Here is a 12,430-nt window from a genome sequence, read left to right as displayed (position 1 = left end):
CCCTTCGGGGCGGGGGCGCCGCCCTGTGCTCGCCGTCTGTCTGTGCGGCTTCAGCCGGGCAGGCTGGCCGGGGCAGGCGGCGCGACGGGCGGCAGCGGTTCGAGTTCCTGACCGTTCAGCAGGGCGCTGAATTCCTCGCCACTGAGGGTCTCGCGGACCATCAGGACCGTCACGATCTCGTGGACGCGGCTCAGGTGCTCGCCGATCAGGGTCACGGCGCGGGTGTACGCGGCGTCCATCAGGGTGCGGACCTCGGCGTCTATCTGCGCGGCGGTGGCCTCGCTGATGGGGAGCAGCTGCGCGCCGCCGCCCAGGAAGCCGCCCTCGCTGCTGGCCAGCGCCACCTTCCCGATGGTGTCCCCCATGCCCCACTCGGTCACCATGCGCCGCGCGATGCCGGTCGCCTGCTGGAAGTCGTTCTGCGCGCCGGTCGTGACCTCGCCGAACACGACCTCCTCGGCCGCGCGGCCTGCGAGGGCCACCGCGATCATGTCCTCCAGCGCGGGTCGGGTGACGTGCAGGCGGTCGTCGGCGTCCGGCATCATGAATCCGGCGGCGCGGCCCCGTGGCACGACCGTCAGTTTCGCCACGCGGTTCGCGTGCGGCAGCAGCTGCGCAGCGAGGGCGTGGCCGACCTCGTGGTACGCCGTGACTTTCCGATCCGCCTCCCGCACCACCAGCGACCGCCGCTCCGGCCCCATCAGCACCCGGTCCCGCGCCTCGTCCACGTCCCGCCCCACGATCCGCGTCCTCCCCGACCGCGCCGCCTGCAACGCCGCTTCGTTCAGCAGGTTCTCCAGGTCCGCTCCCACCATCCCCGCCGTCCGCCGCGCCACCACCCCCAGGTCCACCGATGCGTCCAGGGGTTTCCTGCGCGCGTGAATCCGCAGGATCTGCTCGCGGCCCCGCACGTCCGGCGCGTCCACCACCACCTGCCGGTCAAACCGCCCCGGACGCAGCAGCGCGGCGTCCAGCACGTCCGGGCGGTTCGTGGCGGCCAGGATGATCACCTCCTGCCCGCTACTGAAGCCGTCCATCTCGACGAGCAGCTGATTGAGGGTCTGTTCGCGTTCGTCGTTGCCGCCCTGCATGTTCACGCCGCGTTTGCGGCCGACGGCGTCGATCTCGTCGATGAAGACGATGCAGGGGGCGGCCTTGCGGGCCTGTTCGAACAGGTCGCGGACGCGGGCGGCACCGACGCCGACGAACATCTCCACGAAGTCGCTGCCCGAAATGCTGAAGTAGGGCACGCGGGCCTCACCGGCAACGGCTTTGGCCAGCAACGTCTTGCCGCTGCCGGGAGGGCCGACCAGCAGGACGCCGTGGGGGATGCGGGCGCCGAGCTGGTGGTACTTCTCGGGGTGGCGGAGGAAATCGACGACTTCCTGGAGGTCCTGTTTGGCCTCGTCGCAGCCGGCGACGTCGGTGAAGTTGAGTTTGATCTGGCCCTCGCTGATGACGGCCGCCTTCGACTTCCCGAACGTCCCCGCCGCGCCGCCGCCGCCGCCCTGTCCGCGCATGTTGCGCCACAGCACCACCAGGATCAGCGCCGTCAGGATCAGCGGCAGCACCTGCACCAGCCACCCGAACGACGATCCGCCCGTCGTCACCTGAAGCGGCACCCGCGCCGCGCGGATGCGTTCCAGCGTCGCGCCGTCCGCCGGAACGACCAGCGAACGCGGGCGGCTGCCGTCCACGAAGGTCACGCTGGCCTGCCCCGCGCTGGACAGCACCACCCGCGACACCCGCCCGGCCTTCAGGTCCGCGAAGAACCGGTTGCTGGAGTACCCGGCCCCGCCCGCGTCCGGCGTCGCCCCCGGAGGCCGGGCCGGCGTGGTGGCCGGCGTGGTGGTCGCGGGGGGGACTGCGGCCGGGGTGACCGCAGCGGCGGCCCCGTCCGGCGACAGGCCGCCCAGCAGCAGCGCACTGACGGCCAGCGCGGCGACCCGTCGGGCGGCCACACGTCGGGCCGCCACGCCTGGGGCAGCCGGGAATGACGGAACGCGGTTCATGCTCCATGCTACGCCGCTTTCCCGCCCGGTGAACGCGCCCCCGCTGACCATCTGTCCCCCCGCCGGTCGCCCCCGCTGGTGGGGCGCTCAGGTTTCCGTCAGGCTCGGCAGGTATGCTGACCGCATGCGCACTGCACTTCTGCTCGGCACGCTGGCCCTGGGTCTCAGCGCCTGCACCGTCACCGTCCGCCCCAACCTGGGCCTGCAGGGATCGGGCAGCAACCTGATCACCAGCCTCCGCCCGGATCGCGGCGAGGGCAGCACCTACGCCGTGGGCGAACCGCTGCGCGTCAGCGTGACCACCCGCACGGCCGGGTACGTCACCCTGATCGCGCTGCAGAGCAACGGGTACACCAGCACCCTGATCCGCAACGCCTACGTGCCGGCCGGCACCACGACCTTCCCGCGCGCGCAGGACGGCGTGACGTACAACGTCGCCGAACCGCGCGGCCTGCAACGCGTGCGCGCCATCTTCACCCGCGTGCGCCCCACCACCGACCTCGTGCTGCGCGGCACGTACGACGACGGCCGCTGGAACGCCACCAGCGACGCGTACCTGCAACCCTACGACGCCGCCGACCGCGACGTGCAGGAAACCTACCTGTACATCCGCTGAGGCCACGCCGACCAGTTGCAGGGGGGGAATCCAGACCGGGTTCCCCCCTCGCCCGTTCAGCCCGCCGGGCGGGGGCGGGGCAGGCGGCCCCCGTGCGGCCGGCCCGGCAGGGGAGAGACTGCGCCCCGCCACGCGCCGCACAGGGCGCGCACCGCCGCCACCCGCTGCCCCCCGGCGGCGTTCAGGGCGGCTGTCATGGCCTCCCGCTCGCCACGCCGCTGCCCCAGCAGGAACAGCGTGCGGGCCTGCGCCAGCGCCGCCAGCCGCTCCGGGTCACGCGCGGGCAGCCCGCCGGGGGGCGCGGCCCAGGCGTCGGCCGGGAAGCGCGGCGCGACCTTCTCTCCGTGCTCGGCCAGCCAGAACCACAGGCCCGCGCCGGTCAGGACGCTGCGGGCCTGCACGCCCCGCAATTCGGGCTGCGCGTTCCAGCGGTGCGCGGCGGGCCGCGCGTACCCGCCGCGCAGCAGGCCCACCAGCCGCACCCGCCGGGTCACGCAGCGCCCACCCAGACCGTCCTGCTCTGCCCACTCGCGCAGAGCCCGGTGCAACTCGGCAAACGTTCCGCCCGACGCGACCACGTCCACCAGCGCCGCCCGGCGCCCCGAACGCACCAGTTCGCGCGGGTGCAGGCCCGCCCCGGCCAGCAGGGGCCGCAGCGCCCGCACCTGCCCGGCGTCCAGGGTGGCGTTCAGCAGCGACACGTTCAGGCCCGACACCCGCCACGGCACGCCCACGCACCACAGCAGGCCGCCCAGGTACGCACGCAGCGGCTCGGGCGAACGGCCCACGAACACCAGATCCGCGCCGCCCGCCGCGACCAGCACGCCCGCCAGCGCCGAACGCAGGTCCGGCAGGAACGCCTCCAGCGCGTCCGGACTGGCCGGGAGCACCCCCAGGCCGTCGGCGCGGGTCACGTCCCACACGGGCGGCCCGGCACTGTGCAGCGGGTGGTGCAGCGGGCGCGGCGCGGTCATACCCGCATACTGCGCCCGGCGGGGCGGCCCGCGCATCGGCCAGCTGGCGCACGGCCCCCCCCGCCATTGCCGGTATGCTGACCCGCATGAGCCTGACCTTCGAGGACGCCAGCGCCCGCGTGGACGCCTACATCAGCCAGTTCCGGGAGGGGTACTTTCCGCCGCTGCTGATGCTGGCCCGACTGACCGAGGAGACCGGCGAGATCGCCCGCGTCATCGCGCACGCCAACGGCAAGACGCCCAAACCCGGCGAGGATGCCGGCGACCTCGAGATGGAACTCGCGGACCTGCTGTTCGTGACCATCTGCATGGCGAACGAACGCGGCCTGAACCTGGAACGCGGTTTCGAACGCATGATGGCCAAAGTCGAGAAGCGCGACGCGACCCGTTGGACGCTCAAGGACGCCGGCGAGCCCAGCGAACCCAGCAAGACCGAGGCCACCCCGTGACCGGCGACCTGCGCTACCCGCTCGGGCCGATGCCCACCCCGCAGACCCTCACGCCCGTCGAGCGCGTCGAGGCCCTCGGGCACCTGTTCGCCCTGCCCGCCGACCTGTTCGAGGCCGTGCAGGGCCTCGGCGACGGGCAACTGGGCACCCCGTACCGCGAGGGCGGCTGGACCGTCCGGCAGGTCGTGCACCACGTCGCCGAGAGCCACATGAACGCCTTCATCCGCCTGAAACTCGCGCTGACCGAGGACAACCCCACCATCAAACCTTACGAGGAGGACCGCTGGGCGACCCTGTCCGACCACGAACTGGTGCCCGACGTCAGCCTGAACCTGATCGACGCCCTGCACTCGCACCTGGGCATGCTGTTCGCCTCGCTGGACCCCGCCGGCCCCGACTGGGCCAGGCCCTGGACGCACCCCGCGCAGGGCCGCACGTACACCGTGGACACCCTGCTCGCCATGTACGCCTGGCACGGACGGCACCACACCGCCCAGATCACCGCGCTGCGCGAACGGAACGGCTGGTAAGTGCAGTTCGGCCCCGAACTTCACACGCCCATCTCTCACCGCGCGGCGGGCGTGGTCATCCTGAACGCCTCCGGTGACCTCCTGATGGTCCGGGAGAACGGAGTGCCGGGCCAGCGGCAGAAGGCGGGCCTGTGGCACATCCCCAGCGGCACCGTCGAGGACGGCGAGAACCCCCAGGACACCGCCGTGCGCGAGGCGTGGGAGGAAGCGGGCGTGCGGGTCCGCCTCCTGAAATTCCTGGCCGCGTACCTGGGTCACTTCCCGGACGGCGTGCCCGTCCTGCGGCACGCGTGGCTGGCCGAGGCGCTGCCGGACTCCACCTTCCGCCCTGCCCTGCCGGACGAGGTGACCGAGGTGCGGTTCGTGCCGAAAGCTGAATTCGACGCCCTGTACGACGCCCAGCTAATCCGCATGCACCACACGAAGCTGTTCTACGAGGACGCACTGCGGGAACGGGGGCGCTGACCGTCAGGACAGCAGCGGGGCGGAACGCAGGTCAGCGCGTTCCGCCCTGGCTGGTGCCGCTGTCAACCCTGGCTGCTTACTCGTACCCGAGTTCGCGCAGGGCTTCCTCGTCCTCGCGCCAGTTGTTGATCACGATGACTTCCAGGCCCAGGTACACCTTGCGGCTCAGGAACACTTCCAGCTGCTTGCGGGCGGCCTGACCGATCTCACGCAGTTGCTTGCCGCCCGCGCCGATGACCATGCCCTTGTGGGCGTTCTTCTCGACGACGATCTCACCCTCGATGCGTTGCAGGCCGTCCTGGCGCTCGGTCCAGGAGTTCACGCGGGTCGCGACGGCGTACGGCAGTTCGTCGCGGAGTTTCTTCATGGCCTCCTCGCGGATGATCTCGGCCGCCCACTGCTCGCGGGTCTGGTCGCTGGCGGCGCCCTGCGGGAAGAAGAATGGGTTTTCCGGCAGGACCTCCAGCAGCTGCTCGCGCAGGGTCGCCACGGCGGCCGGGTTGTTCTGCGCGCTCAGCATGGTCTCGCTGGTGTCGTGATCGCGGCCCTCCAGCAGCGCGCGGTACAGTTTCATGGCCTCGTCCGGGTACTTGGCGGCGTCGGTCTTGTTGCCGACCATGAACACGGGTTTGGGCAGTTCGCGGATCTGCCGGGCGACCAGCTGGTCCTCGTCGGTGGGCGGGTGGCGCAGGTCCACGACCCACACGACGGCGTCCACGTCGGCCAGGGCGCTGTGCACCTCGTGGTTCATGTACTTGCCCAGGGCGTCCTTGGCCTTGTGCAGGCCGGGCGTGTCCACGAACACGATCTGGCGGTCACCGCTGGTGTGGATGCCGCGCACGCCCCGGCGGGTGGTCTGCGGGCGGGGGCTGGTGGGGGCGACCTTGGTGCCCAGGAAGCTGTTCAGCAGGGTGCTCTTGCCCACGTTGGGTTTGCCGATAATGGCAATGAAGCCCGAGTGGGTCTGTTGCTCTCCGGTGGAGGAAAAATCCGTCATCGTTTCTATTCTCTCATGCCGCGCGCCTCTCAAAGGTGCCGGGGCGGGTTCAGCGGGCGCGGCGGCCCTGCACGCGCGCGATCAGCCGCGTCACGACCGCGCGGGGCAGCAGGCGGGGCAGCAGCGTCTGCACGCGGTTCAGGCGGCCCGCCACGACGACCCGCTGCCCGACGAGCATGCCGCGGACGCCCAGCCGGGCGACCTCGTCGGCACTCAGGATGGCCAGCCGGGCCGGGCCGCTCAGCAGGTCGCTCTCGCCCAGGCGACTGACCGCCTGGAAGCCGGTCTGCACCGGGCCGGGGCACAGCGCCGTGACGGACACGCCACTGCCCGCGACCTCCTCGGCAATGGCCTCGCTGAAGCTCAGGACGTACGCCTTGGTGGCGTAGTACACGGCCATCAACGGCCCCGGCTGGAACGCGGCGGTACTGGCGACGTTCAGCACGCGCCCGCGCCCGCGCGCCAGCATGTCCGGCAGGAACGCGCGGGTCAGGCCGGTCAGGGCGCTGATGTTCACGGCAATCATGCGGTCGATCTCGTCGGAGGGCTGCGTGCTGAACTCGCCGTAACCCCCCAGCCCGGCGTTGTTCACCAGGATATCCACGTTCAGGCCGCGCGCCTGCACGGCGGCGTGCAGTTCGGCGCCCGCGCCGGGGAGGTTCAGGTCGGCGGGCAGGACGTGGACCTGCACGCGGTAACGCGCGCCGAGTTCGGCGGCCAGGGCGTGCAGGCGGTCCTCGGTGCGGGCGACCAGGATCAGGTCTGCGCCGTGCGCCGCGAGCTGCCGTGCGAGGCTCTCGCCGATGCCGCTGCTGGCCCCGGTGATCAGGGCGGTCGAGGTGCGTATATTCAGGGCCGACGGGGCAGGGGGGTGTGTCATGGCTCCCAGCATGACGCAGCACTGCCGTGCATGAAGACACGGTGAAGTGAACGGACGGTCAGAGGGGCGCAACTTCCCTGACCGGCCCCCCGTACTCTGGGGCATGAGAAACCCCGTCACCGGACCGGAAGCGACCGTGCAGAACATGTTCGCGCAGAGCACCGCCGTCCTCACGCAGCCCAGCCCCGCCACCTTCGAACGCTACGAGCGCGGCGGCGGCCTGCGCAGCGCCCTGACGTACGTGATGGTGGCCGCCGTCGTCTCGGCCGTGATTGCCGCCGTGTTCTCGTTCCTGCACAGCGACGTGACCTTCTTCGGGCAGCTGTTCAGCCGCCTGATCGGCGTGCCCGTCGGCTTCCTGATGTTCACGGGCGCGGTGTACCTGATCGGCCGCACGCTGTTCAAGGGCACCGGCACGTACCCGGAAGTGGCGTACACCTTCGCGCTGTTCTACGTGCCGATCAGCATCGTCATGACCCTCCTCGGCATCATCCCGATCCTGGGGTGGCTGATCAGCCTCGCCCTGAGCCTCGTGCTGGTGTACTTCGGGTTCCTGGCCGTGCAGAGCAGCATGAACCTGCGCGACCAGACGCAGGCCGCCGTCACGCTGGTTCTGGCGTGGATCGCGCAGGCGGTCGTGACCGGCCTGATCGCCCTGTTCTTCGGCACGCTGTTCGCCGTGGGCCGCGCCGTCACCGGCGGCTGAACCGCACGTGATACGGATTCCGTCTGTTTCGCTGACAGATCGGAATACCACCGATCTGCCAGCTCCACGTCCGGAACCCGTTTCTCTCCCACTCGCATCCGCTCGGATTGAATGGTCTTTGCAGCCCATTCAATCGGAGTCCGTATGACCACGGGGCGGGGCCGGTTCGGAAACGACCGGCCCCGCCCCCCTTCTGCCGGCCGTTATACGAATTCCGTTTGTTTCGCTGACAATCCGGAGCTTCACCGGATTGCCAGCTCCACGTCCGGAACCCGCTTGACTCCTACTCTGCGGAGCAGCTCTACGAGTCGCATCCGCTCGGATTGAATGGCTTGCAAAGCCATTCAATCCGAGTCCGTATTACTGGTCGCCGTACACGTGCACCGCCACGTCCATGCGGCCCTGCCCGCCCCCGTAGTACGTGCCGCGCACCGGGGACACGTCGCTGTACTCGCGGCCGTGCCCGATCTTCACGTGCTTCTCGCGTGCCACGCAGTTGTTCGTGGGATCGAAGCCCAGCCAGCCGTACCCCGGAATGAAGCACTCCACCCAGGCGTGCGTGGCCTCCGCGCCGACCATCTCGCCGCCGCTGTACAGGTACCCGCTCACGTACCGTGCCGGGATGCCCAGCTGCCGCGTCACGCCCAGCATGGCGTGAGTGAAGTCCTGGCACACGCCGCGCTGGTGCGTGGCGAACTCGGCCAGCGGCGTGCTGACGGTCGTGGCCTGCGTGTCGTACGTGAACTGCCGGTACAGCTGCGAATTCAGGTCCGACAGGAACGACGGCAGGTCGTCCCCGCCGGCCGGGCGGGCCACGCCGAACAGTTCCGGCCACGCGCCGCCGGGCACGCGCGGACTGGCCACCAGGAACTCGGTGTGCTGGCCCCTCAGCGCCGCCAGCGTCCCGAACGTCACGGCCGCCGGGTCCGGCACCGGGTGCGTATCCACGATGGCCTGCGCCTCGATCAGCAGGTGCGTGTGCGGGTCGTGCACGTGCACGTGATGCACGATCGCCCCGAAGTAATCCTTGTGCGAGGTCACCTCGGCGTCCGGCGCGACGTGCAGATGAAAGGACCGCACGGTCTGCCGGGTCTCCTGACTGGGGTGCAGCCGCACCTGATTGAACGAATCCCAGGCGGGCTTGGGGTAGCGGTACTCGGTGGCGTGCCGGATCTCGCAGCGCATCAGTCCTGTCCTTGTGCGGGGGCCTGTCCTGTCACGTCAGTCTGTCCTTTCGCGCCGGGTACTGCTGCGCCGGCGCGTGCTGATACGGATTCCGTCTGTTTCGCTGACCACCCGGCGATGTTCCGGGTTGTCAGCTCCACGCCCGGAGGGGCATTTTTCTCCCACTCTGCGGAGCAGCTCTGCGAGTCGCATCCGCTCGGATTGAAGGGTCTTTGCAGCCCCCTCAATCGGAGTCCGTATGACACGTTCATTCCTGCTGGAAGTACGCCGCGTCGATCGCGCCGCCCACCCGGTTGATCTCGACCAGCAGCTCCGGCAGTGTCGGTCCCGGCGTTCCCAGCACGTCGTCGATCCGGGCGTACTGCAGGCGCGCGACCAGCCAGCGGGACAGCCGCAGGATCTCCGGGTGCGCGTCCGGGTGGCAGCGGTCGATCTGCGTCAGGGCGTCGTGCAGGTTCTCGGCGCTGTAGCGCACGCTGCGCGGGAAGTACTCGTCGAACAGCAGGAACCCCGCCACGCCGCGCGGATCGATGCCGCTGTGAACGCTCTTGCGGTACGCCTCGAAGGCACTCGCGCCCTTCAGGACGCTCACCCAGCGCTGCTCCTGCAGGGCCCGCCACGTCGGGTCGGCCGGACCGCCCGCCGCCGCCGGGTCGTCGGGGCTGTCCAGCCGTGCCTGCAGCACCCGCACGGTGTTGTCGGCGCGTTCCAGCATCTGACCGGAGCGCAGGAACGACCAGCCCTCGTCGCGCGGCAGGGTCGCGAACGCGATCCCGAAGAAGAACTGCGACGCCTCGCGCGCCGCCACGCAGTACTCGTACAGGCCGTCGCGGTCCATCACGCCGCCCGTCTCGAAACACAGGTTCAGGTACGAGCGGTTCAGCGCCTCCCACATCTCGCTGGGAATGCGGTCGCGCAGGCCGCGCGCGTTCTGCCGGGCGCGCGCGAGGCTGCTGGCGATACTCGAGGGGTTGTCCAGGTCGAAGGCCAGCCACGTCGTGGCGCTGCGGGTGTCGACCCGCCCGTACCGCTCGATGACCGGACCCTCGCCGCCCGTGAGTTCCAGCAGGGGCCGCCAATGTTCGCGGATTCGTCCGGCGGATTCCAGCGTGGCGTAGTAGTTGACGTTCAGCAGCCGCGCGGTGTTCTCGGCGCGTTCCATGTACCGACCGATCCAGTACAGGTTCTCGGCCAGTCGTGACAGCAGCAGCATCAGTTCTCCTCTCCGGGCTGGCCGGTGCCCAGTTCCGTCTTCTCCAGCTGCTGCTGGTACGAGTGCGCGCCGCCCTGCGACTGCGCCTGTGTCTGACCCTGGCCCTGCGTCTGCGTCTGGCCCTGCGACTGGCCCTGTGTCTGGCCCGGCGGCTGTGGCACCGGGGCAGCGCCCTGCGCCGCGCCCGGCACGGGATCACCGTGGAGGTGCTGCGTCATGCCCTGCGCCTGCCCCGGCCCGTCATGATCGAGCACCCAGGTGTCCTTGCTGCCGCCCCCCTGCGAACTGTTCACGACCAGACTGCCGCGCGTCAGGGCCACCCGCGTCAGGCCGCCCGGCACGATCGTCACGTCCCGCCCGAACAGCACGTACGGCCGCAGGTCGATGTGCGCGCCCTCGAAGGTGCCGGTGTCCGGGTACAGCGTCGGGTGGCGCGACAGGCCTACGACCGGCTGCGCGATGAACTCGCGCGGGTTGGCCCGCACCCGTTCCAGGTACGCGGCCGTCTCGTCACGCGTGGCGGCCGGACCGATCAGCATGCCGTACCCGCCCGCCTCGCCCACCGACTTGAACACCAGTTCCGGGGCGTTCGCCAGCATGTGCTCCAGGTGATCGGCGTTCCAGCCCAGGTACGTGGGCACGTTGTTCAGCAGCGGCGTCTCGTTCAGGTAGTAGCGGATCATGTCCGGCACGTACGCGTACACGGCCTTGTCGTCCGCAACGCCGGTGCCCACGGCGTTCGCGATCGCCACGCGGCCCTGCCGGTAGACTTCCATCAGGCCCGACACGCCCAGCGAACTGTCCCGGCGGAACGCCAGCGGATCCAGGAAATCGTCGTCGATGCGGCGGTAGATCACGTCCACCTGCCGGCGGCCCCCGGTGGTGCGCATCCAGACCCGGCCGGCGTCCACGAACAGGTCGCGGCCCTCCACGAGTTCCACGCCCATCTGCTGCGCGAGGTACGCATGCTCGAAGTACGCGCTGTTGTACATGCCGGGCGTCAGGACGACCACCGTGCCGTTCGGTTTGGGACTCACGGCCTGCAGGTTCGCCAGCAGCGCCGTCGCGTAGTGCTGCACGGGCCGCACGCCCTGCCCCTCGAACATGCCGGGGTAGATGCGGGTCATGGCCTGCCGGTTGGCCAGCAGGTACGACACGCCGCTGGGCGAGCGCAGGTTGTCTTCCAGCACCAGGTACTCGCCGTGCTCGTCGCGGATCAGGTCCGTGCCGACCACATGAATGAACACCCCGCCCGGAGGCGTGACCCCGTGCACCTCGCGCCGGAAGTGCGAGGACGTGAATACCAGCTCGGCCGGAATGACCCCGTCCGCCAGGATCTGCGCGCCGCTGTAGATGTCGGTCAGGAAGGCGTTCAGCGCCCGCACCCGCTGCGTGAGCCCCGCCTCGACGTGCGCCCACTCGGCTGCCGGAATGATGCGCGGCACCGGATCGAACGGGAAGGTCCGCTCGGTCCCCTGTGCGTCCCCGTACACCGTGAACGTGATGCCCTGATTCCGGAACGCGGCGTCCAGCAGGTGCCGTCGCCGCTCGAATTCCGGCACGCCCAGCTGCTCCAGGTACGCGCGTACTCCCTCATAGTGCGGCCGGACCTGCCCGTCCGGGGTGAACATCTCATCGAAGAATCTGGTGCCTGGATCGTACTTCATGCCATCCATCCCCCCTACGTGCCGCGCGTTGCAACAAGATACGGGTTCCGCTCCCCTCCACCGGGCGCGCGGCGCAGACAGCGGCCCGACCGGCAAGGGACCATGAAGGCCCGGCCCCGACTTACACTGCCAGCCATGACCAGCAACGCCGGCACTCCCATCACCCCCGACGACCGCGCCCGCCTGGACCCGGTGTTCATGCAGGTGATCCTCGACGCGCAGGCACAGGCGCAGCAGACCCAGCCCGCCCAGGGCGGCAACCTGGCCGCCATGTTCCACCGCGAGACCGTCACCGACGCCCTGCAGGGCTGCGCCATGCTGATCGCCGGCTGGAACCAGGGCCGCGTGGACGAGGCCGGACTGACCCGCGCCGCCAAGGCCCTGCGCGCCCTGAACCTCTCGGACCTCGCCGGACGCCTGGAGAACCTGCGGAACATCGCCGCGCCGCAGGACTGATACGGACTCCGATTGAATGGGCTGCAAAGCCCATTCAATCCGAGCGAAGCGAGTGGGAGCGGGGCGGGTTCCGGACGTGGAGCCGGCAGGGGCGGTGAAGTCCCGGATTGTCGGCGAAACAAACGGCAGTCCGTATGAACACCCCCGCGAGACGGCCGCCGGTCAGGTGGCCTCCTGCGGGCCGGGTCTGGACAGGTTTCTGACACTGCCCTAGACCGCCGCGCCGCCCCCCCGCGCGCAGGGGACCTACACTGCCCTCATGACCAGTCGCGGCGCCTTC

At 70.3% G+C, this 12,430-nt stretch carries 12 protein-coding genes and 1 pseudogene; 6 read left to right on the top strand and 7 right to left on the bottom strand.

Features of this window, described 5'->3' with window-relative positions:
- Nucleotides 1–50 precede the first annotated feature (50 nt).
- The gene (gene ftsH / locus BXU09_RS02285) at nt 51–2,012 is read right to left on the bottom strand and encodes an ATP-dependent zinc metalloprotease FtsH (RefSeq protein WP_240500943.1); all 1,962 of its coding nucleotides are present in this window, start codon (nt 2,010–2,012) and stop codon (nt 51–53) included.
- 124 nt (nt 2,013–2,136) lie between these two features.
- Here ftsH and BXU09_RS02280 point away from each other — a divergent pair, with 124 nt between their 5' ends.
- Entirely contained in the window at nt 2,137–2,628 is a 492-nt protein-coding gene (locus tag BXU09_RS02280; protein ID WP_078300347.1) for a DUF4384 domain-containing protein, read from the top strand.
- A 56-nt stretch (nt 2,629–2,684) separates the two neighbouring features.
- Here BXU09_RS02280 and BXU09_RS02275 read toward each other — a convergent pair whose 3' ends face one another.
- A complete protein-coding gene (locus BXU09_RS02275) occupies nt 2,685–3,602 on the bottom strand; it encodes a hypothetical protein (protein ID WP_078300346.1) in 918 nt (305 codons plus the stop codon).
- Between the two features lie 86 nt (nt 3,603–3,688).
- Between BXU09_RS02275 and BXU09_RS02270 the strand changes: the two genes are divergently transcribed.
- From BXU09_RS02270 to BXU09_RS02260, 3 genes are read left to right on the top strand one after another with little or no spacing between them, the layout of a single operon-like run.
- A complete protein-coding gene (locus BXU09_RS02270; protein WP_078304603.1) occupies nt 3,689–4,051 on the top strand; it encodes a nucleotide pyrophosphohydrolase in 363 nt (120 codons plus the stop codon).
- Nucleotides 4,048–4,581 (top strand): YfiT family bacillithiol transferase, encoded by a 534-nt coding sequence (locus BXU09_RS02265; RefSeq protein WP_144011936.1) that lies wholly within the window; start codon nt 4,048–4,050, stop codon nt 4,579–4,581. The genes BXU09_RS02270 and BXU09_RS02265 overlap by 4 nt, the downstream gene beginning before the upstream one ends.
- On the top strand, nt 4,582–5,046 hold the full coding sequence (locus BXU09_RS02260; RefSeq protein ID WP_078300344.1) for a Nudix hydrolase: 465 nt from the start codon (nt 4,582–4,584) through the stop codon (nt 5,044–5,046). It begins immediately after the preceding gene.
- A gap of 76 nt (nt 5,047–5,122) precedes the next feature.
- Here the strand turns inward: BXU09_RS02260 and era are convergent, their stop codons facing one another.
- Nucleotides 5,123–6,043, bottom strand: a complete 921-nt coding sequence (gene era / locus BXU09_RS02255) for a GTPase Era (RefSeq protein WP_078300342.1) — start codon at nt 6,041–6,043, stop codon at nt 5,123–5,125.
- Nucleotides 6,044–6,092: 49 nt separating this feature from the next.
- Nucleotides 6,093–6,923: an SDR family oxidoreductase gene (locus BXU09_RS02250; protein ID WP_078304598.1), complete on the bottom strand. Its 831-nt coding sequence runs from the start codon at nt 6,921–6,923 to the stop codon at nt 6,093–6,095.
- Between the two features lie 103 nt (nt 6,924–7,026).
- Between BXU09_RS02250 and BXU09_RS02245 the strand changes: the two genes are divergently transcribed.
- Nucleotides 7,027–7,629: a YIP1 family protein gene (locus tag BXU09_RS02245; RefSeq protein WP_055362824.1), complete on the top strand. Its 603-nt coding sequence runs from the start codon at nt 7,027–7,029 to the stop codon at nt 7,627–7,629.
- A 360-nt stretch (nt 7,630–7,989) separates the two neighbouring features.
- On the opposite strand, the gene BXU09_RS02240 is transcribed toward BXU09_RS02245, so the two are convergent.
- From BXU09_RS02240 to BXU09_RS02230, 3 genes and pseudogenes are all read right to left on the bottom strand, one after another.
- On the bottom strand, nt 7,990–8,814 hold the full coding sequence (locus tag BXU09_RS02240) for a transglutaminase family protein (RefSeq protein ID WP_078300341.1): 825 nt from the start codon (nt 8,812–8,814) through the stop codon (nt 7,990–7,992).
- A 247-nt stretch (nt 8,815–9,061) separates the two neighbouring features.
- Nucleotides 9,062–10,027, bottom strand: coding sequence for an alpha-E domain-containing protein (locus tag BXU09_RS02235; protein WP_078300339.1), 966 nt, complete (start codon nt 10,025–10,027; stop codon nt 9,062–9,064).
- A gap of 245 nt (nt 10,028–10,272) precedes the next feature.
- Nucleotides 10,273–11,694: pseudogene (locus BXU09_RS02230) on the bottom strand (circularly permuted type 2 ATP-grasp protein); the annotation flags it as partial.
- 135 nt (nt 11,695–11,829) lie between these two features.
- On the opposite strand from BXU09_RS02230, the gene BXU09_RS02225 reads away from it, so the two are divergent.
- Complete coding sequence (locus BXU09_RS02225) at nt 11,830–12,150, top strand: hypothetical protein (RefSeq protein WP_078300336.1); 321 nt, start codon at nt 11,830–11,832, stop codon at nt 12,148–12,150.
- The last annotated feature ends 280 nt before the right edge of the window (nt 12,151–12,430 follow it).

Source organism: Deinococcus sp. LM3 (assembly GCF_002017875.1).
In the GTDB taxonomy this organism is placed as follows: Bacteria; Deinococcota; Deinococci; order Deinococcales; family Deinococcaceae; genus Deinococcus.
The sequence above is the reverse complement of the archived record's forward strand: the minus strand, read 5'-3'. Positions and strand labels throughout refer to the sequence as shown.

Coding starts and splice junctions, on each gene's coding strand:
- ftsH (WP_240500943.1), bottom strand. CDS start 2,012: ATGAACCGCGTTCCGTCATTCCCGGCTGCCCCAGGCGTGGCGGCCCGA.
- BXU09_RS02280 (WP_078300347.1), top strand. CDS start 2,137: ATGCGCACTGCACTTCTGCTCGGCACGCTGGCCCTGGGTCTCAGCGCC.
- BXU09_RS02275 (WP_078300346.1), bottom strand. CDS start 3,602: ATGACCGCGCCGCGCCCGCTGCACCACCCGCTGCACAGTGCCGGGCCG.
- BXU09_RS02270 (WP_078304603.1), top strand. CDS start 3,689: ATGAGCCTGACCTTCGAGGACGCCAGCGCCCGCGTGGACGCCTACATC.
- era (WP_078300342.1), bottom strand. CDS start 6,043: ATGACGGATTTTTCCTCCACCGGAGAGCAACAGACCCACTCGGGCTTC.
- BXU09_RS02250 (WP_078304598.1), bottom strand. CDS start 6,923: ATGACACACCCCCCTGCCCCGTCGGCCCTGAATATACGCACCTCGACC.
- BXU09_RS02245 (WP_055362824.1), top strand. CDS start 7,027: ATGAGAAACCCCGTCACCGGACCGGAAGCGACCGTGCAGAACATGTTC.
- BXU09_RS02240 (WP_078300341.1), bottom strand. CDS start 8,814: ATGCGCTGCGAGATCCGGCACGCCACCGAGTACCGCTACCCCAAGCCC.
- BXU09_RS02235 (WP_078300339.1), bottom strand. CDS start 10,027: ATGCTGCTGCTGTCACGACTGGCCGAGAACCTGTACTGGATCGGTCGG.
- BXU09_RS02225 (WP_078300336.1), top strand. CDS start 11,830: ATGACCAGCAACGCCGGCACTCCCATCACCCCCGACGACCGCGCCCGC.